General features: G+C 69.5%; 20 protein-coding genes. 10 read left to right on the top strand and 10 right to left on the bottom strand.

The window, feature by feature from the left end; all coding sequences use genetic code 11:
• Position 1 precedes the first annotated feature (1 nt).
• Together nirB and BCEP18194_RS29495 are read right to left on the bottom strand one after the other, a co-directional pair.
• Positions 2 to 2,599, bottom strand: a complete 2,598-nt coding sequence (gene nirB, locus BCEP18194_RS29500) for a nitrite reductase large subunit NirB (protein WP_011354948.1) — start codon at positions 2,597 to 2,599, stop codon at positions 2 to 4.
• A gap of 21 nt (positions 2,600 to 2,620) precedes the next feature.
• Positions 2,621 to 3,946 (bottom strand): MFS transporter, encoded by a 1,326-nt coding sequence (locus BCEP18194_RS29495; protein ID WP_011354947.1) that lies wholly within the window; start codon positions 3,944 to 3,946, stop codon positions 2,621 to 2,623.
• A 665-nt stretch (positions 3,947 to 4,611) separates the two neighbouring features.
• Between BCEP18194_RS29495 and cobA the strand changes: the two genes are divergently transcribed.
• From cobA to BCEP18194_RS29460, 7 genes are all read left to right on the top strand, one after another.
• Positions 4,612 to 5,382, top strand: a complete 771-nt coding sequence (gene cobA, locus BCEP18194_RS29490) for a uroporphyrinogen-III C-methyltransferase (RefSeq protein WP_041493553.1) — start codon at positions 4,612 to 4,614, stop codon at positions 5,380 to 5,382.
• Positions 5,383 to 5,538: 156 nt separating this feature from the next.
• Positions 5,539 to 6,135 (top strand): ANTAR domain-containing response regulator, encoded by a 597-nt coding sequence (locus BCEP18194_RS29485; RefSeq protein WP_011354944.1) that lies wholly within the window; start codon positions 5,539 to 5,541, stop codon positions 6,133 to 6,135.
• A gap of 5 nt (positions 6,136 to 6,140) precedes the next feature.
• Complete coding sequence (locus BCEP18194_RS29480) at positions 6,141 to 7,193, top strand: CmpA/NrtA family ABC transporter substrate-binding protein (RefSeq protein ID WP_041493277.1); 1,053 nt, start codon at positions 6,141 to 6,143, stop codon at positions 7,191 to 7,193.
• 122 nt (positions 7,194 to 7,315) lie between these two features.
• Positions 7,316 to 7,915 carry a uracil-DNA glycosylase family protein gene (locus BCEP18194_RS29475; protein ID WP_011354942.1) on the top strand — a complete coding sequence of 200 codons (600 nt, stop codon included), beginning with the start codon at positions 7,316 to 7,318 and terminating at the stop codon, positions 7,913 to 7,915.
• 60 nt (positions 7,916 to 7,975) lie between these two features.
• Positions 7,976 to 8,767, top strand: coding sequence for a YkgJ family cysteine cluster protein (locus BCEP18194_RS29470; protein ID WP_041493276.1), 792 nt, complete (start codon positions 7,976 to 7,978; stop codon positions 8,765 to 8,767).
• 119 nt (positions 8,768 to 8,886) lie between these two features.
• Complete coding sequence (locus BCEP18194_RS29465) at positions 8,887 to 9,828, top strand: helix-turn-helix transcriptional regulator (RefSeq protein WP_041493552.1); 942 nt, start codon at positions 8,887 to 8,889, stop codon at positions 9,826 to 9,828.
• Positions 9,829 to 9,953: 125 nt separating this feature from the next.
• On the top strand, positions 9,954 to 10,652 hold the full coding sequence (locus BCEP18194_RS29460) for a fumarylacetoacetate hydrolase family protein (RefSeq protein ID WP_041493275.1): 699 nt from the start codon (positions 9,954 to 9,956) through the stop codon (positions 10,650 to 10,652).
• A gap of 63 nt (positions 10,653 to 10,715) precedes the next feature.
• On the opposite strand, the gene BCEP18194_RS29455 is transcribed toward BCEP18194_RS29460, so the two are convergent.
• The 6 genes from BCEP18194_RS29455 to BCEP18194_RS29430 form a co-directional block, all read right to left on the bottom strand.
• Positions 10,716 to 11,255, bottom strand: a complete 540-nt coding sequence (locus tag BCEP18194_RS29455) for a DUF4303 domain-containing protein (protein WP_011354939.1) — start codon at positions 11,253 to 11,255, stop codon at positions 10,716 to 10,718.
• A 147-nt stretch (positions 11,256 to 11,402) separates the two neighbouring features.
• Positions 11,403 to 12,614: an MFS transporter gene (locus BCEP18194_RS29450; RefSeq protein ID WP_041493274.1), complete on the bottom strand. Its 1,212-nt coding sequence runs from the start codon at positions 12,612 to 12,614 to the stop codon at positions 11,403 to 11,405.
• Between the two features lie 234 nt (positions 12,615 to 12,848).
• Positions 12,849 to 14,444, bottom strand: coding sequence for a trypsin-like peptidase domain-containing protein (locus BCEP18194_RS29445; RefSeq protein WP_041493273.1), 1,596 nt, complete (start codon positions 14,442 to 14,444; stop codon positions 12,849 to 12,851).
• Positions 14,445 to 14,758: 314 nt separating this feature from the next.
• The gene (locus tag BCEP18194_RS29440) at positions 14,759 to 15,397 is read right to left on the bottom strand and encodes a hypothetical protein (protein WP_011354936.1); all 639 of its coding nucleotides are present in this window, start codon (positions 15,395 to 15,397) and stop codon (positions 14,759 to 14,761) included.
• 119 nt (positions 15,398 to 15,516) lie between these two features.
• Complete coding sequence (locus BCEP18194_RS29435; protein ID WP_011354935.1) at positions 15,517 to 16,098, bottom strand: DUF3304 domain-containing protein; 582 nt, start codon at positions 16,096 to 16,098, stop codon at positions 15,517 to 15,519.
• 104 nt (positions 16,099 to 16,202) lie between these two features.
• Entirely contained in the window at positions 16,203 to 17,675 is a 1,473-nt protein-coding gene (locus BCEP18194_RS29430) for a PLP-dependent aminotransferase family protein (RefSeq protein ID WP_011354934.1), read from the bottom strand.
• 202 nt (positions 17,676 to 17,877) lie between these two features.
• On the opposite strand from BCEP18194_RS29430, the gene BCEP18194_RS29425 reads away from it, so the two are divergent.
• On the top strand, positions 17,878 to 19,080 hold the full coding sequence (locus tag BCEP18194_RS29425; protein ID WP_041493271.1) for a GNAT family N-acetyltransferase: 1,203 nt from the start codon (positions 17,878 to 17,880) through the stop codon (positions 19,078 to 19,080).
• Between the two features lie 24 nt (positions 19,081 to 19,104).
• Here the strand turns inward: BCEP18194_RS29425 and BCEP18194_RS29420 are convergent, their stop codons facing one another.
• On the bottom strand, positions 19,105 to 19,584 hold the full coding sequence (locus BCEP18194_RS29420; RefSeq protein ID WP_011354932.1) for a DUF3331 domain-containing protein: 480 nt from the start codon (positions 19,582 to 19,584) through the stop codon (positions 19,105 to 19,107).
• A gap of 38 nt (positions 19,585 to 19,622) precedes the next feature.
• Entirely contained in the window at positions 19,623 to 20,834 is a 1,212-nt protein-coding gene (locus tag BCEP18194_RS29415) for an MFS transporter (RefSeq protein WP_041493270.1), read from the bottom strand.
• A 213-nt stretch (positions 20,835 to 21,047) separates the two neighbouring features.
• Here BCEP18194_RS29415 and BCEP18194_RS29410 point away from each other — a divergent pair, with 213 nt between their 5' ends.
• Together BCEP18194_RS29410 and BCEP18194_RS29405 are read left to right on the top strand one after the other, a co-directional pair.
• Positions 21,048 to 21,788, top strand: coding sequence for a GNAT family N-acetyltransferase (locus BCEP18194_RS29410; protein ID WP_041493269.1), 741 nt, complete (start codon positions 21,048 to 21,050; stop codon positions 21,786 to 21,788).
• 347 nt (positions 21,789 to 22,135) lie between these two features.
• Entirely contained in the window at positions 22,136 to 23,200 is a 1,065-nt protein-coding gene (locus BCEP18194_RS29405; RefSeq protein WP_011354929.1) for a 2,3-butanediol dehydrogenase, read from the top strand.
• The last annotated feature ends 103 nt before the right edge of the window (positions 23,201 to 23,303 follow it).

The raw sequence follows: 23,303 nt of genomic DNA, 5'->3' as shown, positions 1-23,303 counted from the left end.
GTCAAACGGTTGCGGGTTCGGTGGCGGCTTGCGTCACGCCTTCAGCCACGACGGGAATCGACACAGGTTTGCCGCCCGCGCGTTCGCCGGGCGTCGCGGGCCGGATCTGGCCGCGCGTCTCGACGAATTCGATAGTCGTGTCCGGCGCATCGCTGTTCACGAAGTGGCGGAAGCGCTTGCGCGTTTCGGGATCGGTGACGGCCTTCTTCCATTCGCACTCGTAGGTGTCGACCACGTGCTGCATGTCGGCTTCGAGTTCGGCGCCGATCGCCAGTTTGTCGTGCACGACGACGTCGATCAGGTAGTCGAGGCCGCCTTCGAGGTTGTCGCGCCACACGCTGGTGCGTTGCAGCCGGTCGGCGGTGCGCACGTAGAACATCAGGAGGCGGTCGATGTAGCGGATCAGCGTCGGACGGTCGAGATCGGACGCGAGCAGTTCCGCGTGGCGCGGCTTCATCCCGCCGTTGCCGCACACGTACAGGTTCCAGCCCTTCTCGGTCGCGATGATGCCGACGTCCTTGCCCTGCGCTTCCGCGCATTCGCGCGTGCAGCCGGACACGCCGAACTTGATCTTGTGCGGCGCGCGCAGCCCCTTGTAGCGGTTCTCCAGGTCGATCGCGAGGCCGACCGAATCGTCGACGCCGTAGCGGCACCACGTCGACCCGACGCACGATTTCACGGTGCGCAGCGCCTTGCCGTATGCGTGGCCCGATTCGAAACCGGCCGCGATCAGCTCTTCCCAGATCGACGGCAGCTGCTCGACGCGCGCGCCGAACAGGTCGACGCGCTGGCCGCCGGTGATCTTCGTGTAGAGCCCGTACTTCTGCGCGACCTGGCCCACCGCGATCAGCCCTTCCGGCGTGACTTCGCCGCCCGGCATGCGCGGCACGACCGAGTACGTGCCGTCGCGCTGGATGTTCGCGAGGTAGTAGTCGTTCGAATCCTGCAGCCCGGCGTGCTCCTTCTTCAGCACGAATTCGTTGAAGCACGACGCGAGAATGCCGGCCACCGCCGGCTTGCAGACGTCGCAGCCGAGCCCGTGGCCGTGCTTCGCGAGCAGTTCGTCGAAGGTCGTGATGCGCTCGACGCGGATCAGGTGGAACAGCTCCTGGCGCGAATGCGGGAAGTGTTCGCACAGATGGTTGTTGACCGCGAGGCCCTGCTTCTTCATCTCGGCCTTCATGATCTGCGTGACGAGCGGCACGCAGCCGCCGCACGACGTGCCGGCGCCCGTGCACGTCTTCAGCGCGCCGAGGCTCGTCGCGCCGTCGGCGACCGCCGTGCAGATCTGCGACTTCGACACGTTGTTGCACGAGCAGATCTGGGCGGCCGCGGGCAGCGCCTCGACGCCGATCGCCGGCTTCGCGACGCCGTCCGACGACGGCAGGATCAGGAATTCCGGCGACTCCGGCAGCTCGATGCGGTTCAGCATCATCTGCAGCAGCGTGCCGTATTCGGCCGCGTCGCCGACCATCACCGCGCCATGCAGGAACTTGCCGCAATCGGACACCACGAGCTTCTTGTAGACCTGGCGGCGCTCGTCCGCGTACTGGTAGGTGCGGCTGCCGGCCGTCGTGCCGTGCGCGTCGCCGATGCTCGCGACGTCCACGCCCATCAGCTTCAGCTTCGTGCTCATGTCGGCGCCGGCGAATGCGGCCTCGGCTGCACTGCCTGCATCGCCGCCGAGCTGCTTCGCGACCACCCGCGCCATGTCGTAGCCGGGCGCGACGAGGCCGTACACCATGCCGTTCCAGGCCGCGCATTCGCCGATCGCGTAGATGTCGGCGTCGCTCGTGCGGCAGGCATCGTCGATCGCGACGCCGCCGCGCGGGCCGAGGTCGAGCCCGCACGCGCGGGCCAGTTCGTCGCGCGCGCGGATGCCGGCCGAGAACACGATCATGTCGGCGTCGAGGTGCGAGCCGTCGGCGAATGCCATCCGGTGCGTGCCTTCCTCGCCATCGACGATCTCGAGCGTGTTCTTGCCCGTATGCACGGTCACGCCGAGCGCCTCGATCTTCGCGCGCAGCATCCGGCCGCCGCCGTCGTCGACCTGCACGGCCATCAGCCGCGGCGCGAATTCGACGACGTGCGTGTCGAGCCCCATGTCGCGCAGCGCCTTCGCGCATTCGAGGCCGAGCAGCCCGCCGCCGATCACGACGCCGCGCTTCGCATGCGTGCCGCACGCCTGCATCGCTTCGAGATCCTCGATCGTCCGGTACACGAAGCAGCCGTCCCGATCGTGCCCCGGCATCGGCGGCACGAACGGGCGCGAACCCGTCGCGAGCACCAGCTTGTCGTACGCGAGCGTTTCGCCGGACGCGAGCGTGACCGTATGCGCGGCCCGGTCGATCGACGCGACTTGCGCGTTCAGCCGCAGGTCGAACTGCGGATGACGCTCGAAGAAGCCGGGTTCGACGAGCGATAGGTCGTCCGCCGACTTGCCCGCGAAGAATTCGGACAGGTGCACGCGGTCGTACGCCGGGCGCGGTTCCTCGCCGAGCACGGTGACCTGCAGCGCGCCCGCGGCGCCCGCTTCCGCCGCGACGCATTCGAGGAGCTTGTGGCCGACCATGCCGTGGCCGATGACGATGAGTTTCATGGTGACGTTTCCTTCGGTCGATCAGTTCGCGACGCTGCTGGCAGCCAGCGCGCGGTCGCGCAGCTCGGCTTCGCGAGCCTTGTGTTCTTCGCTGAAGCGCACGGCCATCGCGCACAGCGCGGTTGCGGTGACGGCCAGCCCGAGCAGGCTCAGCGTGTGCTGTACGTCGCCGACGCCCTTCAGCAGGAAGCTCGCGGCCACCGCGCCGACGTTGCCGCCCGCGCCGACGATCCCCGCCACGCCGCCGAGCGCCTTGCGGTCGATGAACGGCACCAGTGCGTAGGTCGCGCCGCAGGCCATGTGCGTGAAGAGGCCGAACGTGAGCATCGCGACCAGCGCGACGCCGATGCTTTGCGCATGCGAGAACCAGATCAGCCCGAGCCCTTCGCCGACGATCAGCGCGCACAGCAACGTGGCGCGCACGTCGAGGCTGCGGCGCGCGGCGATCTTGTCGGACAGCCAGCCGCCGAGCGCGCGGGCGAACAGCGCGAGCAGCCCGAACAGGCCGACCGCGAAACCGGCGTCCTTCAGCGACAGGCTGAAGTGATCGACGTAGTACAGCGCGGCGATGTTGTGGATGAACACCTCGACGCCGAAGCACGCGCCGTACGTGACGAACAGCATCCACACGCGATAGTTGCCGCAGGCCGCGAAGAAGCTCGCCCAACCGCCCTTCTTGCCGCTGTCGACCGTCACGCCTGCCTTGCGCAGCGCGACGATGTCGCCTTGCGGGCAATCCTGCGTGAAGCGCCAGTACGCCCACGCCATCACGAGCATCGCGACGCCCGGCACGACCAGCGCGATGCGCCACGACGAATCCTCGCCGAAGCCGAGCATCAGGCCGGCGGCGACGAGCAGCGGCATCAGCGCCTGCGTGGCGCCGGCACCGGCGTTGCCCCAGCCGGCCGTCGTCGCGTTCGCGGTGCCGACCACGTTCGGTGCGAACATCACCGACGTGTGGTACTGCGTGATCACGAAGCCCGCGCCGATCGCGCCGATGCCGAGCCGGCAGATCAGGAACGACAGGTAGTCGTGCGTGAAGGACACCGCGAACACGGGGATCGCGCCGAGCAGCAACAGGCCGACGTACACGCGGCGCGGGCCGAAGCGGTCGCACAGCGGGCCGACCAGCAGCCGCACGGCGATCGTCGCGGCCACGGCCGCGATGTTGATGTTGGCGACCTGTGCCGCGGTCAGGTGGAATTCGCGTGCGATCAGCGGCATCAGCGGCGCGCACGCGAACCACGCAAAGAAGCACACGAAGAACGCCATCCACGTCAGGTGGAACGCGCGCATCGGCGCGGTGCGGAAGCTGAAGAGATCGATACGGGTAGCTTTGTCGGTCATGTCATCCGCCAAACGAAAAACGGCGTCCTGCGCACCCGGTCTCGTCGAGACCCGATGCGTAGGACGCCGTTGCCCATGAAGCCCGTTGCCGGGCGCGTCTAGTAATCGGTACTGCCGGACGCATCGCCGTTGATCCGCCCGAACCACCTAACGCAAACGCCGTGCCATGTCGTCGTGAATCGGGCCCGCAGCCCCGCCGCGCAAGGCGCATCGGGCGTTGCACGATGCGCGGCTTCGTGCGACCCACGATGCGCCGTGAGGCAGCGAGGCACAGATGTGGTGCGCTGCAGCACTGTCCCCGTGCGACATCGCGGTGCGCGCTGACGGGGCACGATGCACGCCGATGCGGCATTGCGGCTGCCCGCGCGCGGCGGCTGCATGGGCACGCGTGGCCATCGCGCGGCGCGATGCACCCTGCTCCCGCCGCGCCGGCGCGACGTCTCATGCCGGTTGGCCCGGATATTGCTGAATCCCGTGCATGACACCGGCAACGGCGCCGGTGGGCAGTCCCCGCAAACCATGCCCGTCGTATCGGCGGGCCGATCAGGACAACGGTGTCCCTCCGTGCACGGCACGGCCGGATGCCGGTGCGTTTCGACCGCCCGCCGCCGCCGCGCAGACAACGCGCTATCGACCGCCGCATGCAGGCGGCCCTGGAACACGACATGACGACAGGCAAAGTCACGCTGCTGGGCGCCGGCCCCGGCGAGCCCGATCTCCTCACGCTGAAGGCCGTGAAGGCGCTGGCCGCCGCCGACGTGCTGCTGCTCGACGATCTCGTCGCGCCCGGCATCGTCGAACTCGCGCCGCAGGCGCGCGTGATCCGCGTCGGCAAGCGCGGCGGCTGCCGCTCCACGCCGCAGGCATTCATCGAGAAGCTGATGCGCCGCTACGCGCTGCGCGGCGCGCACGTGGTGCGCGTGAAAGGCGGCGATGCGCTGCTGTTCGGGCGTGCCGGCGAAGAACTGGCGACGCTGCGCGCCGCCGCGATTCCGGTCGAGATCGTCAACGGCATCTCGTCGGGATTCGCGGCCGCCGCGAGCCTCGGCATCTCGCTCACGCACCGCGAGCATTGCCAGGGCGTCACGTTCGTTACCGCGCACCGCCAGGACCACGGCGAGCCCGACTGGGCACGCCTCGCGGCGACCGGCACCACGCTCGCGATCTACATGGGCATGAGCCGCGTCGACAGCATTGCCGCCGGCCTGCTCGCCGTGCTGTCGCCCTCGACGCCGGCCGCGGCCGTGCAATGGGCCGGCACGCCCGACGAACGCCGCTGGACCGGCACGCTCGGTGGCCTCGCGCGCGGCATCGACGAAGCGCGGCTCGGCAGCCCGGCCGTGATCCTCGTCGGCGGCGCGATCGGCGAAGCGGCCGTGCAGCACGTGCCGGATGCGGGTGCTGCGATCGAAACAGCCTTGTCCCGGGCCGCGTAGCATGCGCGACACCTCGCGGCACCGGCCGCCCACCTATCATGAAGACAGCGGCACCGGCCGCCGGGCTGCCATGCGCGGCCCCGGCACGATGTCCGCCCGGGGCCGTTGCCCCCGATCGGCCCATCGCGCCACGCTTTCGCCGCCGCCGTTCGCATCATGAGTACGCCTGCTTCTTCCGCCCGCCTGCGCGTGCTGCTCGTCACCGACACCGACAAGCCGATCGGCGACCTCGGCGATGCGCTCGCGACCCTCGGTTACGAGATGCTGAACGACGTCGCGACGCCCGCGCGCCTGCCGGCAGCCGTCGAGGAGCAGCATCCCGACGTCGTGATCATCGATACCGATTCGCCGTCGCGCGACACCCTCGAGCAGCTTGCCGTGATGCACGCCACCGCGCCGCGCCCCGTGCTGATGTTCAGCCACGACTCGAACCAGTCGCTGATCCGCGCGGCGGTCGGCGCGGGCGTCAGCGCGTATCTCGTCGAAGGGCTGTCGGCCGAGCGTCTCGCACCGATTCTCGAAGTCGCGCTCGCCCGCTTCTCGCACGACGACGCGCTGCGCCGCCGGCTGGCTGACGTCGAGCGCGAACTCGCGGAGCGCAAGCTGATCGACCGCGCGAAGCGCCTGCTGATGGACCAGCGCAAGCTGTCCGAACACGACGCGTACGCGGCGCTGCGCAAGCGCGCGATGGATCAGGGCCTGCGCATCGTCGACGTCGCGCGGCAACTGCTCGACGCGTCACCCCAGTCATGAATGCCATGGATACTTCCTCTCCCGCCGCGCCGGAACGCGCGCATCTTCGCCTCGGGTTCGTCGCGCTGAGCGATGCGGCCCCGCTGATCGTCGCGCAACGCCTGAACCTCGGCGCGCGGCACGGCCTCACGCTCGAACTCAGCCGCCAGCCGTCGTGGGCCGCCGTGCGCGACAAGCTGCTGAGCGGCGAGCTCGACGCCGCGCATGCGCTGTACGGGCTCGTCTGCGGGCTGCAGCTCGGGATCGGCGGCCCGCAGGCCGACATGGCCGCGCTGATGGTGCTGAACCGCAATGGCCAGGCGATCTCGTTGTCGCGCGGCCTCGCCGACGCGTATCGCGCGAGCGGCAGCGTGCGCGACGCGTTCACGACGCTCGGCCGCAAGCCACTTCTTGCCCAGACCTTCCCGACCGGCACGCACGCGATGTGGCTGAACCACTGGCTCGCGTCTCACGATGTCGATCCGCTGCGCGACGTGCGCAGCGTCGTGATCCCGCCGCCCGAGATGGTGGCCGCGCTCGCGAGCGGCGAACTCGACGGCTTCTGCGCCGGCGAACCGTGGCATGCGGTGGCCGAGGCCTGCGGCGCGGGGCGGACCATTGCCGTCACGAGCGAGATCTGGCCCGATCATCCGGAGAAGGTGCTCGCGACCCGGCGCGATTTCGTCGCGCTGTACCCGGCCACGGCCCGCGCGCTGATCCGCACGCTCGTCGATGCCTGCGCATGGCTCGACAGCGCCCCGCACCGTCGCGAGACGGCCGACTGGCTCGCGTCGCCCGATGCGCTCGGTGTGCCGGCCCGGCTGATCGCACCGCGCCTGCTCGGCGACTACGGATCGGGCCCGTTCGCCGTGCCGCCGCTGCCGATCCGCTTCCACGACGGTGGCGCCGTGAACCGCCCCGATCCGCGCGAAGGCGAGTGGTTCCTGTCCCAATACCGGCGCTGGGGCATGCTCGACGGTTCGCACGACGACGCGAGGATCGCCAGAGCGATCGCGCAAACCGCGTTGTATGATGCTGCCGTCGCCGAAAGCGGCGCAGCGGGCCTGTCGCAGGCTTGATGCGCGCCGCGTGATGCAGGCGGCGCGCGCTCCCGCGCCACGCCTGTCCGGGCCGCCTGTCGGCGCCCGGCACGCGCCCACCGGGTGACGCCGCATGACCACTCCGTCCCCGATCAGATTCGATGCCGAAACCCACGCGCGCGCCGCTCGACGTGCTGCTTACCGAAATCCGCGCGTGCCGTGCCTGCGAAGCCGACCTGCCGCTCGGCCCGCGCCCCGTCGTGCGGGCCCATCGCGACGCGCGCATTCTGATCGTCGGGCAGGCGCCGGGCGCACGCGTCCATGCGAGCGGCATTCCGTGGGACGACGCGAGCGGCAAGCGGCTGCGCGGCTGGCTCGACGTCGACGCCGACACGTTCTACGACGAGACGCGCTTCGCGATCGTGCCGATGGGTTTCTGCTACCCGGGCCGCGGCGCAAGCGGCGACAACCCGCCGCGCCCCGAATGCGCGCCGCTGTGGATCGACCGCTTGCTCGCCGAGCTGCCGTCGATCCGGCTCACGCTGCTGATCGGCCAGTACGCGCAGCGGCATTTCCTGCGCGATACGCGCAAGGCCACGCTGACCGACACCGTGCACGCCTGGCGCGACTATGGCCCCGACGTGTTGCCGCTGCCGCATCCGTCGCCGCGCAACCAGGCGTGGTTCAAGCACCACCCGTGGTTCGACGCCGCGGTCGTGCCAGAGCTGCGACGCCGGGTCGCGCCGCTGGTCGCCCCGTAAAGAATCCACCGACATGTCGCGACGTTTCGCGACACCCCCGTAATCCGTATCGAATCGAGCATGAACGACACCCCCACCGACCTCGACTTTGCCTGCAACGGCTGCGGCGGATGCTGCCGCGACCTGCGCATTCCGCTGACGATCGACGAGGCCACTGCGTGGCTGCGGCGCGGCGGCCACGTGGAGCTGCTGTGCGACGCGATGCCGTGGCTCGTCGAGCCCGAGCCCGACAACGCATTCGCCGCTTACAAGCGCGTGCGCTCGACCGCCGCGCTCAGCGGCTCGCTGCCCGTCCGCATCACGGTCATGCTCACCGCGACCCATGCCGGGCCGTGCCCGAACCTGCTCGACGATCTGCGCTGCGCGATCTACGACGAGCGGCCGCTCGTGTGCCGGATCTATCCGGCCGAAGTGAATCCGTTCGTGCCGCTGGTGCCGGACGGCAAGCAATGCACGCCCGACGCATGGCAGCAGGCACCGTTCGTCCGCGGCGGCACGATCGTCGACGCGGACACCCGCGAGAACATCGCGCGCTCGCGTGCGGCGAGCGAAGCCGAGACGCCGCTGCGGGCGCGGCTTTGCGCGGCATTGGGAATCGATACGGCGGCCGTGGCCAACGAAGGGTTCGCCGTCCATGCGCCGCCGGCCGCCACGCTGCTTGCGGCACTGACGGCATTGCGCGCGTCGGAGTCGGAGTCCGTGCCGGCCAGCGCCGACGACGCCATCGCCTGGACGCTGGTGTCGAACCGCACGTCGACGATGGACGCGCTCGTGTCGGTCGGCGCGGCCAGTCAGCGTGCCGGCAGCGGCAGCCCGCACGCCCGTTATCTCGGCTTCCACCCGGACGAGTGATCGCCACGCGGCACGCCGCGAGCGACACCGGGCAACGCCGCGCGGCTGCACAGATCGCCGTCGCGCCCGGTTCGCTGTACCATCGCGGCTCAACCGCGTCACGAACAGCAGAATCCTTCATGCCCTCCATCGCCCCGCCGCGCCTGTACGGGATGCCCGAACGCAGCGACCGGCTCGACTTCTACATCCGCGACCAGGCGTCGCGCCAGGCGATCACCGAGCCGCACCGGCACGCGTATTTCCAGATCCAGTTCAACCTCGGCGGCGACACCGAGCAGCGGATCGGCGGCGTCACGCGGCCGTTTCCGCGCGGCGCGCTCGCGTTCGTGCTGCCGCACCGCGAGCACCTGATCCCGCACCCGGAAGGCGCGCATTTCATCGTGATCAACTTCAGCCAGGCGTTCCTGCGCGCCGATCTCGACGTCGACCCGCTCGATCTCGAGGACGTGCCCGCGCACCGCTTTCCCGAGCTGACGCCGTTCCGCTTCCAGGAACATCTCGACTTCATCCTGACCGGCGACGCCTACGACGAAGCGCGCCGCCTCGCACTGTGCATGCTCGACACCGATCGCGTGCGCACGTTCGGCTCGACCACGTTGCTGCGCGGCTACCTGCTGCAGCTGATCGGGCTCGTCTGCACGCAGTACGCGGGGGCGCTCGACAAGCTCGCGCAGCGCGGCGCCCAGCGCGCGGGCCGGCGCGACGCACTTGCACGCGTGCTGCGGCACGTGCGCGCCAACCTGACCCGCGAAGACCTGACGCTCGCCGCGACCGCCGAGGCCGCGTTCCTGTCGCCCAACTACCTCGCGCACCTGGTCCGCAAGGAAACCGGCAGCACCTTCACCGATCTCGTGACCGAGCGCCGGATCGCGCTCGCGCAGTCGCTGCTGGCCCACACGAGCCGGCGCATCGCAGATATCGCGCGCTCGGTCGGCTTCCGCGACGAAGGGTATTTCGCGCGGCGCTTCCGTGCGCGGGTCGGCGTGTCACCGAAGGCGTACCGCGACGCGAACGCCGCGCTGCCGGACGGCGACGACACACCGACGGCCGCCGACGCGTAGTTTTGTCCCGGTAAAACGCAGTTGCGTCGCATCCGGCCGCACGGGCGTCGGGTATCGTTGCACGCATGCCGGCCCGTGCGCCGCACGGGCGCGGCATCCGTCTTCCCACCGAACGAGGCCATCCGATGTCCGCTTATGTCATCGACGCTGCCGAGCGTCCTTCCGTCGAAGTCGAACAGTCGTCCGCGCGCTTTCCGGTGCGCCGCGTCTTCTGTGTCGGCCGCAACTACGCCGACCACGCGCGCGAAATGGGCGCCGATCCCGACCGCGAACCGCCGTTCTTCTTCACGAAGCCGGCCGACGCGATCGTCCCGGCCAGCGGCACCGTCGCCTATCCGCCGCTGACGAACGACCTTCATCACGAAATCGAGCTGGTCGTCGCGATCGGCAAGGACGGCCGGGCGATCGACCCGGCCGACGCGCTGTCGCACGTGTGGGGCTACGGCGTCGGCATCGACCTCACGCGCCGCGACCTGCAGGCCGAAGCGAAGAAGCTGAGCCGTCCGTGGGACTGGGCGAAGGGTTTCGACGCATCGGGCCCCGTGACCGCGCTGCGCGCGGCGTCCGCTACCGGCCACCCGGCGACGGGCCGCATCTGGCTCGCAGTGAACGGCGACACGCGCCAGCAAGGCGACCTGGCCGACATGATCTGGGCCGTGCCCGACGTCATCGCGTATGTGTCGCGCTCGGTCGAGCTGAAGGCCGGCGACCTGATCTTCACCGGCACGCCGGCTGGCGTCGGTGCGCTGCAGCCCGGTGACCGCGTCACGGGCGGCGTCGACGGCGTCGCGACGTTCGAGTTCGTCGTGGGCGCAAAGCCGTAAGCCGTCACGCAGCACGCATGGCGGCCGCCTGCCCGAGGTCGCCGTGCGACATCCCGAATTCGCTCAGTCGTAACGGCGCAGGAATGCGTCGGCAACGGCCGGCGGATTCAGCGCCTTCGCCGATTCGTTTTCCAGCGCCTCGGCAGCGTCGTCGTCGCTGATCGACACGAACAGCGTGATCGCCGCCCTTTCGTCGCCCGTGCCGAACAGGCCTTCGCGGTCGAGCAAGTGCAACGCCTCGATCATCGAGGCGTGCAGTTGCCGCGAAAATTCCGGGAATCTCGACCGGACAAACTGCGGGCTCAGCAAGTCATCGGCGAGCTTGCCGCAGATCGCATTGAACGGCGACGCTTCCGCCGCCGCGTACGCCCATTCGGAAAAGCCCCACGCATACCACGGGTCGTCGTCCGGAACGGCCTGTTGCTCGCGGGTCCGGCGCAGGCCCTCGACCGAGTTGGCCGCCGGCACCACCGTCATCGCACCGCTGTCGGTGTACAGCGCGAACGCGTAGAAATGCTCGTCCGGGTGCAGCGCCCGCAGCGCCCTGAAGGTCGCCCTCGCGGCGTCGGCAATCTCCCGCTGAAAATCAGAAAAGTCGCTCATCGCATCCTCGTCCAGTCACCCTGCGCGCGTCGGGGATGACTCGGTGCGCGGAGGGTTCGTCGTCTCCCGATATTCGACCGATTGTCCGCCAATCGCCCGCGGCACGGTAGCGCGCCCGCACCCGTGCCTGGTCCTGCGCGCCTGCGCTCACGGCCCCGCGTCCCGCGCATCGAACACCCGCACGCAGACGGCCGCCGCCAGCGCGATCGCGGCAGACAGCAGCATCATCGCCAGCGGCGCATAGCCCGCGTTGCCAGCCGTCAGCACCGCGCCCGTCAACGACGAAAGCGCGGCGCCACCGGCGATCGTCATCGCGCCCGCCAGCCCCGACGCGCTCCCCGCCAGCTCCGGGCGCACCGACACCGCGCCGGCATGCGCGCCGGGATTGGTCAGCCCGTTGCCGATGCCGACCAGCACGCACGGCCCGAACCATGCGATCGCCTGCGTCGCGCCACCGAACATCAGCGCGAGGCCGACCAACGGCCCCGCGCACGCGACCACCCGTCCGCACAGGATCGTCGTGGCCAGCGCGTAGCGGCGCGCGTAACGCGCGGCCAGGAAGCTGCCGCACACAAAACCGGCCGTGACGGTCCCCATGTAGACGCCGATCTTCGCGGGCGCGATGCCGAACACCGTTTGCGCGGCGAGCGGTGCGCCGGCCAGGAACGCGTAGAACGAGCCGGTCGAAAACGCCATGCAGAGCGCATAGGCCCAGAAACGGCGCGCACGGAGCAGCGCCGGATACGCGCGAAGCTGCTGCCCGAGGCTCGACGACCGGTTCGCGTGGGTTTCGACGAGATCGAACGCGCACCAGACGAACAGCGCGATGCCCGCCACGCCGAGCAGCCAGAAGCTCGCGCGCCAGCCCATCGTCTGGTCGAGCGCGCCGCCGAGCGTGGGGCCGAGCATCGGCGCGAACGCGGCCGCCATCGCCGCATAGCCGATCCGGCTCGCCGCGCGCGCACCGCCGCCGGTGTCCCGGATCGTCGCCATCGACACCGGATAGACCGACGTGATCGCCGCCTGCATCAGCCGGCATGCGAGAAACGCACGAATATCGGTCGCCATCGCGCAGCCCAACGAGCCGAGCGCGAACACGCCGACGCTCGCCAGCACGACCGGCCGCCGCCCGAACCGGTCCGACAGCGGCCCCATCACGAATTCGAGCGATGCGGCCACCGCCGCGTAACCGCCGAGCGACAACGCTACGAGCGCGTAATCGGCGCGCAGGTCGCGCGCGATGGCCGGCAGCGACGGCAGGAACAGGCTCAGCGGCAGCACCGAGCATGCGCACAGCAGGATCAGCGTCGCGTGTCTCGGCGACGCCCGTTCGGAAGCGACCGGCAGGTTCGATTGCAAGCGGATGCCATCCGCGCACGTGCCGCACGGCCGTGCGCAATGCAAAAAAAAGCCCCCGAACGAGTCGGGGGCGCATGGGTGCCGGCGCGGTGCCGCTACCGGACCCTGCGCCTGTGGACGACTACGATGACGAATGCTGCTTTCATGCCGGATGGCTCCTGATTGTCTGGCTGATGGCTGACTGCCTGCGATATCGGACGATGGTAGGCGGACGATGCCGAGCGCGTCAACGCCCTAACGCGCACGCACCGACACGAACTTCCTTGCGTTGTTGCGCTGGATCAGCACCGCGATCACGCTGCCGTTCGCTTCGAGCGTCGGTATGTCATCGGGCGTCTCGAGCAGCGTATCGTTGAGCTCCAGCACGACATCGCCCGGCTGGATGCCCGCAGTGGCTGCCGGGCCGTGCACCGCGTCCACCATCATTCCCACCGCGAGCCCCGTCGAGCGGCGCTCGTCGTCGCTGAGCGCGTGCATCGTCAGCCCGAGGCGGTCGCCGCCGTCGGCTGCCCCTGCTCCCGCCCCCGGTCGTGCAGCCGCCTTCGGCGTGGCCATGCCGACGGTCGCACCCGCGTTGCCGGCGGCCTCGTCGGCGCCCGTGATCGTCAGCATCACCGGCGCACGGTTGCGGATCAGCCGCAGCGGCGCCTTCTGGCCGGGCGGCAGCGCGGCGGCCAGGTCGTTCAGCTCGGCCGAGCGGCCGATCGTCTTGTCGCCCAGCTTCACGATCACGTCGCCGGGCTTCACGCCGGCCGCGGCAGCCGGCGAGCCGGGCGCGACACCATTGACGAGCGCGCCCGCCGGACGCGGCAGCCCGAACGCCGCCGCGAGCCCGATCCCGACATCCTGCACGTCGACGCCGATCGCATTACCGGATGACGGCTCGCCCGGCGCCTGCGACTGCTGTGCCTGCGCCTGCATCTGCTTCTGCAGTTGCGCACGCACCTTTGCGGCAAACGCGATCGGGATCGCGAACGTCATGCTCGCGTAGCGGTCGGCGCCCGTATAGACCTGCACCGCGATACCGATCACGTCGCCCGCGCGATTGAACACGGGGCCGCCCGAGTTGTCGGGGTTCGGCGCGATGTCGGTTTCGAAGAACGGGAACGCGCTGCCATCCGGCAGCCGGTGCGACGTCGCGCTGACGATACCGGCCGTGACCGTGTTGCCCGACCCGTCCGGCGCACCGATCGTCATCACCGGTTCGCCCGCGCGTACCTTCGACGAATCGCCGACGCGCACGAACGGCAGCTTCGTTGCGTTGACACGCAACACCGCGACATCGCTTTGCGGATCGACGGCCAGCACGGTCGCCTTAAATTCGCGGCGGTCGGTGAGCCGCACCGTCACGTCGGTCGCGTCGTCGACCACGTGGGCGGAGGTGAGGATCAGGCCGTCGGCACTGACGATGAAACCCGAGCCGCTGCCCGATACCGCGCGCGGCGCCGTGTCGGGTGCCGGCGCCTGGGCCTGGGCTTGCGCCTGGGTTGGCGCCTGCGGGCCCTGCGCGGGCGGCGGTGCGTCATGCCGGAAGAACGCGGCGAGCGGATCGTCGGGATCGAGGATCGAGAAGGACGGCCCGCCGGCCTGCTGGTCGGGTGCGGCGGTCATGATGGTCACGACCGCCGGGCCGTAGCGGTCGACGATCGCCGGAAAATCGACCGGCATCGCATAAGGCGTAGCAGCCGGCCGCTGCTTCATCGGGTGTGGCGTGACGGGCGGCGAGAGGGTTCCGGCAAGGGCAGCCGGCGGCGGCAGCAAACAGCCGGCAAACACGCCCCCGATCAACGCGGTGCGAAGCACGGCGCGAGCAAGCGTCTGGCGAACCACAGTGCACCTCCCCCGGGAGTCGCGGCGCCGACCTGCGCGAGACGCGCAGCTGCCCGACAAGCACCGGTACACGCATCCATTTATAGCTCACGCGGCCTGTTCGAACATACGAATCGAAACCCGAATGCCGGGCGGCGCGGCAGGCGCGGAGCCGCGACGGTGGCCGTTTCGAACAAAATGCGCGGCTCGTCAATCCGCACAAGTCCGATTGTCGTGCGTGGGGATGGGTGGTTCGTGGCGGGCGGTGCCATGCATGCGCACCTTCGCTCTACCTGGATGTCGATGAACGTCGAGAGGCGAGCGATCGCCCGCCATCACCTCGAATCGACTGTGTGGGCTTCCGCCAGCGTCTGCAGGCGTCGACTCAGATCCCGAACCGCATCGGCCGGCGCGCCTGACACGACCAGGCACAGGTTCTTGTAGATCCACACGAGTCCGAGCCCGGGACCCGCGATGGAGCTCTGGACCGACACGCTTCCGAGCGGATCGGGATTCGTCTCGAACGGCACGCGCGCGATCGTCGGCGACGTGGTCTCGTCGAGGAAATAATCCGCCGCCTTGAAGCGATCGCTGGCCTGCGCAACCGTGATCGACACGCCCGCCGCGTTGAACCGGCCGTTGAAGACAAACACCCGGACATCCTTGAGCGGCCCGGTTTCGTCGAGACGCTGTTCGAAAGATTCGATCTTCAGCGCATTCAAACCGGGGACGCGCTGTGTTGCGAGGTTGCCCCAGTCGAACACGACGATCATCCGGCCATCGTCGGTCGCGAACTTCCGGTCGAAATCGATGCGCGCCTTGAATGCGTCGACGCGCGCGGTCGGGCTGAGGGCTCGCCGAATGGCTGCGGCTCGTTCTTCCGCACTCGTGGCGTTTCCCGATGCCGGCGCCTGCGCGTGGCTCAAGCCGACAAACATGGAACCTAGCAGCAGGCCGATGACACACGCTTTCATTGCACCGCTCCTGCGCCGTGCGACACCTTCGCCATCGTCACGAGGCCTGCGAAGAATCGCATCATGTATCGGCGTCACAACGCACGAATCGGGCCGCCCGGCAGAAGCAAAACGCGCGCTCATGGCGCGACTCCCGCGATTCTTTTGTCCGGTGCCGGGCAGTCAGGGCTGCTGTTCAACACCGTAAAGTGTCCCGGGCAAGCCTTGCTGGGCACCTGTAATCCCTCAGGAAACGCCGGTGCGCCCGGCAGCCACGGCGACGCGTATGCCTTGATCGTGTCTCCCGGGAAAAACACGATCCACAGATAGCCGTCCGAGAACGAACCATACTGCTCGATCGGCACGACCCGGCTGGCCATTGCATGCGGATTGCGCCGGACCATCTCGTCGTTGCGCCATTCGACCTCGACCGTCAATCCCGGGCGCCATTTTTCAGGAACGGACACGCAGCAGGTGATGCCGCCGCCGGCGCTGCCGATACGGGCGGCCACATTTCCGCCCCAGGTGCCGTCGACAGAGAAGGTACCGATCGGCACGTCCGTGTAGTTCAGCGCATTCAGCTTCAGCCCGATCCCGGCATCCTTGCCGCCGGGTAGCGCGACGTCATCCGTCGCACGAGAGCACCCTGCTCCCGTAGCGACGGCAGCCAGGAAAACGGCCAGACGAACGACGGTCATCATCGATCCAGCTCGCACACTCATGACTCGATTCTCTTGTCGGGATCCCGAAGTGAAATCGCAAGCGATACGGTAGCGGAAATCACCGGTGACCGGTGATGCAACCCGCGCGCCCGACCGCCCTCACGTCACGCCCCACCCACCCGCTCCGCGATCGCCGACAGCATCCGCAACATCGGCTCGAACGCGTCGGCCGACGTATTGCCGAAACCGAGCACGAGCCCGTTACCCGCCGATGCCGCATCGATCGAAAAACCCGACAGCGGAAACGGCCCGATGCCGTGTGCGCGCGCCGCGTCGACGATCGCACGATCGCGGTAGCGCGCCGGCAGCCGCAGCGCGAGATGCAGCCCGCACGGCCCGCCCTCGATCTGATGCGGCACGCTCAGGTTGCCGTCGAGCGCGGCGAGCAGCAACCGTCGCCGGTCGCGGTACAGCCGGCGCATGCGGCCGAGATGGCGGCCGTACTCGCCCGTCTCGATGAAATCGGCCAGCGCGAGCTGCACGTGGCGCGTCCCGCCACGCAGCATCTCCGGCAACACCGGCCGCACCGCCGCCAGCAACGCGTCGGGCAGCACGAGAAAACCGATCCGCAGCGCCGGAAACATCGTCTTGCTGAACGAGCCGAGATAGACGACGGGCGAATCGGGTGCGAGCCCGTGCATCGCGCCGATCGGCTCGCCGGTATGGCGGAATTCGCTGTCGTAGTCGTCCTCGATGATCCACGCGCGATGCCGGCGCGCGGCATCGATCAGCGCGAGCCGGCGCGAGATCGACAGCACGGCGCCGGTCGGGAACTGGTTTGACGGCGTCGTATAGACGAGGCGCGGCGTCCGCTCGCGCCAGTCGTCGGCGTCGACCCGCAGCCCTTCCGCGTCGACCGGCATCGGCACGACGTCGAGGTCCGCGGCCTGCATCGCGGTGCGCGCGCCGCGATAGCCGGGCTCTTCGACCCACACCGTATCGCCCGGGTTCGTCAGCAACTGCGCGCACAGCGCGATCGCGCCCTGTGCGCCTTCCGTGATCACGATCTGCTCGGGATCGCAGCGCACGCCGCGCGTCACGGCCAGATGGCGCGCGATCGATTCGCGCAGCCCGCGCTCGCCGAGCGGATCGCCATAGCCGAGCAGGTCGCGGCCGGCGCGACGCAGCGCGCGGTCGATCGCATGGCGCCACGCGTCCGCCGGGAAATGCGTCAGCGCGGGCACGCCCGGCCGGAAACCTTCCGATTCGCCGGTGCCGATGCGGCTCGGGCGAATCCGGCCGAGCCGCTGCGCGACGGCCGGCGGCGCGGCGCGCCGGCGCGGTGGCGCCGGCCGCGACAACCCGACGACTCGCGTGCCGCGGCGATCGGATTGCAGGAAGCCTTCGGCGACGAGTTGCTCGTAGACGGCGGCCGTCGTGTTGCGCGACACGCCGAGCGTTTCGGCCAGCGCGCGCGTGCCGGGCAGCCGCGTGCCGGCCGGCATCGCGCCGCCGAGAATCGCGTCGCGCACGCGGCGCAGCAACTGGCGCTGCAGCGAAGGCGCGCCCGGCGTGCGTGCCAGCGGCGCGTCGAGCGGCAGCGACGGTGCATCGCCGGAAGGAAGGACAGTCGTCATCGGAACATCACAGCGTGAAAATGTTGGAACGTGGCGGACGGCTAGTGGCACCCAGCTAGCGAAGAACGGCTCGCGGTTCGCGCCCCACAATTCGTGGCACCATAAATTTACCGATCTCTGGCGCTTCTCATGGTACCTCGTCGCGACTACGATCGTCTGCATGCCGGCATGTCGCCGGCCGCCAACCGAAGCGAGATCGACCTTGTCCACGCTCACCAACGCTTTCCAGCAACCCATCGGCCACCCCGTTCCCGACTGGTCCGCGCGCCCGCGCCCGGAGCGCATCGTGCTCGAAGGCCGCTACTGCCGGCTCGAACCGCTCGACGCCGAGCGCCACGCGGCCGACCTGCACGCCGCCTATGCCCAGGCGCCGGACGGCAGCGACTGGACCTATCTCGCACACGGCCCGTACGCCGACGAATCGAGCTACCGCGACTACGCGCGGACCGCGCAGGCGAGCCCGGATCCGCTGCACTACACGGTGATCGACCGGGCCACGGGCCGCGCGGTCGGCACGCTTGCACTGATGCGCATCGATCCGGCCAACGGCGTGATCGAGGTCGGCTCCGTCACGTTCTCGCCGCTGCTCAAGCGCACGCCGATTTCGACCGAAGCGCAGTTCCTGCTGATGAAGTACGCGTTCGACACGCTCGGCTACCGGCGCTACGAATGGAAGTGCGACGACCTGAACATCCCGTCGCGCAAGGCCGCCGCCCGCCTCGGCTTCCGCTACGAAGGCACGTTCCGGCAGGCGATCGTCTACCGCAGCCGCAATCGCGACACCGCGTGGTTCTCGATCATCGATGGCGAATGGCCGGATGTCCGCGCCGCGTTCGACGCGTGGCTCGCACCGGAGAACTTCGACGCGCAGGGCGAGCAGCGCCAGTCGCTCACCGCGATCCGCCACGCGCAGGCAAGCGCGCGCGATGCGGCCAGCCGCGCGCACGACGCCACGCGCGTCACGGTGCGCCCGCTCGTCGCCGCCGACGAAGCCGCATGGCGTCCGCTGTGGCAGGGTTACCAGAAGTTCTACGACACCGCGCTGAGCGACGCGGTATTCGCGACGACGTGGGCACGCCTGATGGATCCCGACGAGCCGATGTTCGTGCTCGGCGCATTCGACGCATCAGGTGCGCTGGTCGGGATCGTGCATTCGATCTACCACCGCTCGTGCTGGACCGAAGGGCCGTACTGCTACCTGCAGGACCTGTACACCGCGCCCGACGCGCGCGGGCAAGGCGCTGGCGGTGCGCTGATCGAGGCCGTGTACGAACATGCCCGCGAAGCCGGCGCGAGCCGCGTGTACTGGCTCACGCATGAAACCAACACGACCGCGCGCGCGCTGTACGACAAGCTCGCGAACAACGCCGGGTTCATCCAGTACCGGCACGACGTGAAGAAGTAACACGCTGCCGCCACCGGCCGGCGTTCAGCCTGGAACGTCGGCCGCCGCGTGTGCGTCGTCATCCTCCAGCGCGACGTCACACGCCACGCCGGCCGCACCCGGCACCGCCGCCGGGCAGATCATCTCGTCGCCATTGGCCGGCACGGGCCGCCGTACCGGCCGGAACACCGGCTCGCCCGGCTCGATCGGCTGCCCGGATATCGCGCAGCGGCCCGGCTGCAACGCGACGCGCAGGCGCCAGCGCTGTTCGCCGTAATGGCACCGGCCGCTTTCGACCCAGCGAACCAGCAACGCATTGTCGTCGGCCTCCAGCACCGTGACGAACAGTTGCGGGCGCAACGGCGAGACGGCCGCTGCGGCGTGCTCGGGAACCGGCGCTCGGCCGATCGTCACGAGCGGATGCGCGACGCCGCCACGTGGCGGCATCGCATCGTCTTCGTCCCATGCCGGCGCATCGCGCGGCAGGTCTTCTTCGCAGATCAGGCTTTCCATGGTGTTGAGCATGCTTGACGGATTTCCGTGCAGGTTGAACGGCGCAGCGCTCAGCGCCGGCCCATTGGTGCGCGCAGCAGCGACAGGCCGATCGCCGCGCCGGTGACGGCGGCCGCGAGCATCAGCCCGATGCCGCCCGACCAGCCGAATGCACCGACGATCGCGCCGATCGCCAGCGGCCCGATCACCTGTCCGAGATAGTTGCCCTGCACGACCCAGCCGATGCTGAGCGGCGCCAGCGATGGCGTCGGCGCGGAGCCCGGCGCACACGCGAGGATCGTCGCGGGCAGCATCCCCGCGATCGCCGAGAACGCAAAACCCAGCGCGACCGCGAGCGGCGCCGGTGTGGCCGCGCTGAAGAGCCCCGCGCCGGCCACGCCGATCGCGACCGACGTGGCGGCCATCACGATCCCGGGCCGTGCGCCGCGCGACAGCAGCCAGCCGGCCGTCAGGTTGCCGATCACGCACGCGGCGACGATCGCCGCGCTGATCAGCCCCGCCGCGCCGACCGCCACGCCGAGGCGCTGCATCAGGAACACCGGGAGGAACGTCATCGCCGCGAAAAACTGCACGTTGTAGGTGGCGAAACCCAGCGCGAGCAGCGTGGTCGACCGCGACGCGAGCACGTCGCGCAGCGCGGGCCCGATGCGCGGCGCGGCAGCCTGCCGCGACGACGCATCGGCGGACGTCGTGACGGGCACCGCAGCCGCCGCGACAAGTGTGAGCACCGCGGCCGCGAGCCAGCCGTTGCGCCAGCCGCCGAGCAGCGGCCCGACCAGCATCGACAGCGCCATCCCGGCCGGCATGAACGTGCTCCACAGTCCGAACGCGAGGTTGCGCCGCTCCGGCGGCGTCACACGATTCAGCACGGCCGGCGCGGCAACCACCACGATCACGAAACCGAGCCCCTCGGCGAAGCGCGTGGCCAGCAGCAGCGCAAAACTGCCCGCCCATGCGCCGGCGATACTCGACAGGCCGAGGATGACGAGGCCCGCGATCAGCAACAACCGATCGCCCCAGCGCCGCACCAGCAGGCCGGCTGCGATGCCGCCGAACACGCCGACGAACGGAAACACCGACATGATCCCGCTCAGCGACGCGAGCGAGCCGCCGAACTCGTGCTGGAGCGACGGCAACGCGATCGTCGCCTTGCCGACGTGCAACGCCGACACGATGCTCGCCAGCACGACGTTCGCGACGGCGGCCCGGTAGCTGCGTGACGGCAGCGTGGCGGCATCGGCCGCGACAGGCGATTCGGTCATCTCCACCTCCGTTGAAGCGGCCGCGTGCAACGGGATGCGTCACGCGTCCGCGATCGGACTGGCGCACATGATACAAATTGAAGTTAACTTCAAGTAAAGGGGTAATGTGCGCAACGATCCGTTCCGCCGATCGCGGCAATGCGCCGGCATGGCAGCGTGCGCCCGCCTGATCTAAGCTGTCGGCTTCGCCCCGACAACGTTGCATACGACCGCATGCCGACCGCCGCTCCCGCTCCCGACGCCCTGCTTCCGCTCGACACAGCCTGGTCGACGTTCCCCGGCCGCAAGGCCGCCGTACGCACCTTCGTCGCCGGGTACTGCGCCGCACGCGACCGGCGCGACGCGCCGCTGCACGACAGCCCGGACGGCCACGTCGTGCGATTCGACGCCGGCATGGGGCGGCCTTCCGAGCACTTCGTGATCGAGGGCGCGCCCGCGGATGGCGACGGTCCGTTCACCGTCGGCGCATGGATCACGCGCTACGGCGCCGCGCCGCTGCCGGCCGCGCTGCACGGCAGGACACGCCGGCTGTCGGACGAGCATTTCATGGCCGCCGATATCGGCAGGCTGTCCGGCGACGATGCGCTCGCGCAATCGCTCGCCTGCCACACGCCGGGCGACGTCGATACGTTCAATGCGGGCGCGCCATTCCCGCCGTTCCAGCCGAATCCGGCCGCGTTCTTGTTCGCGCACCGGCTGGACGGGCAGATCGCCGCCACAGCGCGCTACGGCTTTGCGTCGGCACGCGACATCGTCGTCGACCGGGTCGGGACGGCCGACGCGTACCGCCGCCGCGGCCTCGCGATGCAGTTGCTCGCCGCGATCGTCGCGCACGCTCGGCAACGCGGCGCGCAGCGGGTATGGCTCGTGTCGACCGAGGCCGGCCTGCCGCTGTACCGCGCCGCCGGATTCACGCTGCTCGCACCGGTTGCGGTCGACGAAGTCGTCGCCTGAACGCGCATCGAGCCGCACCGGCCATCGCCGCACGTCTCGCGATTCGTCTCATTTCACTGAGACGAACGTCCCAGCGTCTCACCGGCGTGTCGTTCAGCTGTCGCAGCACACTTCGCGCCACGCCCCCGCCAAACCGTTTCCTGTCAACGAACGGGGAAATGATGCATCGCACCACGCACATCCCGTCCGATCGCCATCCGTCGCCCCGACTCGAGCTGGCCCCGTTCCTGCATACCGGTCGTTCGCGCAATCGCGCGACGGGCGCACCGGCAGCCACGCCTCGCGCCCGACGACAACCTGATGGAGACAGCAACGTGAGTACACCGGCATCGACCACCGCCCCCAGCATGAAAGCTGCCGTCTGGCACGGCCGCCACGACATCCGCGTCGAACAGGTTCCCGTTCCGGAGCGCCCGCCGGCAGGCTGGGTCACGATTCGCGTGCACTGGTGCGGGATCTGCGGCTCCGACCTGCACGAATACGTCGCGGGCCCCGTCTTCATCCCGGTCGACGCGCCGCATCCGCTGACGGGCCTGAAGGGCCAATGCATCCTCGGCCACGAGTTCAGCGGCGAGATCGCCGAACTCGGTGCGGGCGTGACGGGCTTCGCGGTCGGCGACCGCGTGACGGCCGACGCCTGCCAGCATTGCGGCACCTGCTGGTATTGCAAGCATGGGCTGTACAACATCTGCGAAAACCTCGCGTTCACCGGGCTGATGAACAACGGCGCATTCGCCGAATACGTGAACGTGCCGGCCGAGTTGCTGTACAAGCTGCCCGACGATTTCCCGACCGAGGCCGGCGCGCTGATCGAACCGCTCGCGGTCGGGCTGCATGCGGTGAAGAAGGCCGGCAACATCGTCGGGCAGACCGTCGTCGTGGTCGGCGCGGGCACGATCGGCCTGTGCACGATCATGTGCGCGAAGGCCGCGGGCGCCGGGCGCGTGATCGCGCTGGAAATGTCGGCCGCGCGCAAGCAGAAGGCGCTGGAAGTCGGCGCGAGCGTCGTCATCGATCCGAAGACGTCCGATGCGATCGCGGAAGTCAAGGCGCTGACCGGCGGCTACGGCGCCGACGTGTCGTTCGAGTGCATCGGGCACACCACCACCGCGAAGCTCGCGATCGACGTGATCCGCAAGGCCGGCAAGTCGGTGATGGTCGGCATCTTCGAGGAGCCCGCGCCGTTCAACTTCTTCGACATCGTGTCGACCGAGAAGGAAGTGATCGGCTCGCTCGCGTACAACGGCGAATTCGCGGACGTGATCCGCTTCATCGCGGACGGCCGCATCGACGTGCAGCCGCTCATCACCGGACGCATCGCGCTCGGCGACATCGTCTCGCACGGCTTCGAGGAACTGGTCAACCACAAGGAACGGAACGTGAAGATCATCGTCCAGCCCGCCCTCGCCTGACCGCGCGCGCAGCCGAGGCAGCTGTTCGCGCCGCGGCACCGATGCTGCAAGTGTCACCCTGAAGCGTCGCCCGTGCACGGGCGGCGCGCCTGCCATTCCCCTC

Origin of the sequence: Burkholderia lata (genome assembly GCF_000012945.1) — a bacterium.
Classification (GTDB): Bacteria; Pseudomonadota; Gammaproteobacteria; order Burkholderiales; family Burkholderiaceae; genus Burkholderia; species Burkholderia lata.
This window is presented reverse-complemented; position numbering and strand designations above follow the sequence as displayed.

What these genes read in the sequence shown, in the direction of transcription:
- nirB (WP_011354948.1), bottom strand. Translation starts at nt 2,599, where the DNA reads ATGAAACTCATCGTCATCGGCCACGGCATGGTCGGCCACAAGCTCCTC.
- BCEP18194_RS29495 (WP_011354947.1), bottom strand. Translation starts at nt 3,946, where the DNA reads ATGACCGACAAAGCTACCCGTATCGATCTCTTCAGCTTCCGCACCGCG.
- cobA (WP_041493553.1), top strand. Translation starts at nt 4,612, where the DNA reads ATGACGACAGGCAAAGTCACGCTGCTGGGCGCCGGCCCCGGCGAGCCC.
- BCEP18194_RS29485 (WP_011354944.1), top strand. Translation starts at nt 5,539, where the DNA reads ATGAGTACGCCTGCTTCTTCCGCCCGCCTGCGCGTGCTGCTCGTCACC.
- BCEP18194_RS29480 (WP_041493277.1), top strand. Translation starts at nt 6,141, where the DNA reads ATGGATACTTCCTCTCCCGCCGCGCCGGAACGCGCGCATCTTCGCCTC.
- BCEP18194_RS29475 (WP_011354942.1), top strand. Translation starts at nt 7,316, where the DNA reads ATGCCGAAACCCACGCGCGCGCCGCTCGACGTGCTGCTTACCGAAATC.
- BCEP18194_RS29470 (WP_041493276.1), top strand. Translation starts at nt 7,976, where the DNA reads ATGAACGACACCCCCACCGACCTCGACTTTGCCTGCAACGGCTGCGGC.
- BCEP18194_RS29465 (WP_041493552.1), top strand. Translation starts at nt 8,887, where the DNA reads ATGCCCTCCATCGCCCCGCCGCGCCTGTACGGGATGCCCGAACGCAGC.
- BCEP18194_RS29460 (WP_041493275.1), top strand. Translation starts at nt 9,954, where the DNA reads ATGTCCGCTTATGTCATCGACGCTGCCGAGCGTCCTTCCGTCGAAGTC.
- BCEP18194_RS29455 (WP_011354939.1), bottom strand. Translation starts at nt 11,255, where the DNA reads ATGAGCGACTTTTCTGATTTTCAGCGGGAGATTGCCGACGCCGCGAGG.
- BCEP18194_RS29440 (WP_011354936.1), bottom strand. Translation starts at nt 15,397, where the DNA reads ATGAAAGCGTGTGTCATCGGCCTGCTGCTAGGTTCCATGTTTGTCGGC.
- BCEP18194_RS29435 (WP_011354935.1), bottom strand. Translation starts at nt 16,098, where the DNA reads ATGAGTGTGCGAGCTGGATCGATGATGACCGTCGTTCGTCTGGCCGTT.
- BCEP18194_RS29430 (WP_011354934.1), bottom strand. Translation starts at nt 17,675, where the DNA reads ATGACGACTGTCCTTCCTTCCGGCGATGCACCGTCGCTGCCGCTCGAC.
- BCEP18194_RS29420 (WP_011354932.1), bottom strand. Translation starts at nt 19,584, where the DNA reads ATGCTCAACACCATGGAAAGCCTGATCTGCGAAGAAGACCTGCCGCGC.
- BCEP18194_RS29415 (WP_041493270.1), bottom strand. Translation starts at nt 20,834, where the DNA reads ATGACCGAATCGCCTGTCGCGGCCGATGCCGCCACGCTGCCGTCACGC.
- BCEP18194_RS29410 (WP_041493269.1), top strand. Translation starts at nt 21,048, where the DNA reads ATGCCGACCGCCGCTCCCGCTCCCGACGCCCTGCTTCCGCTCGACACA.
- BCEP18194_RS29405 (WP_011354929.1), top strand. Translation starts at nt 22,136, where the DNA reads ATGAAAGCTGCCGTCTGGCACGGCCGCCACGACATCCGCGTCGAACAG.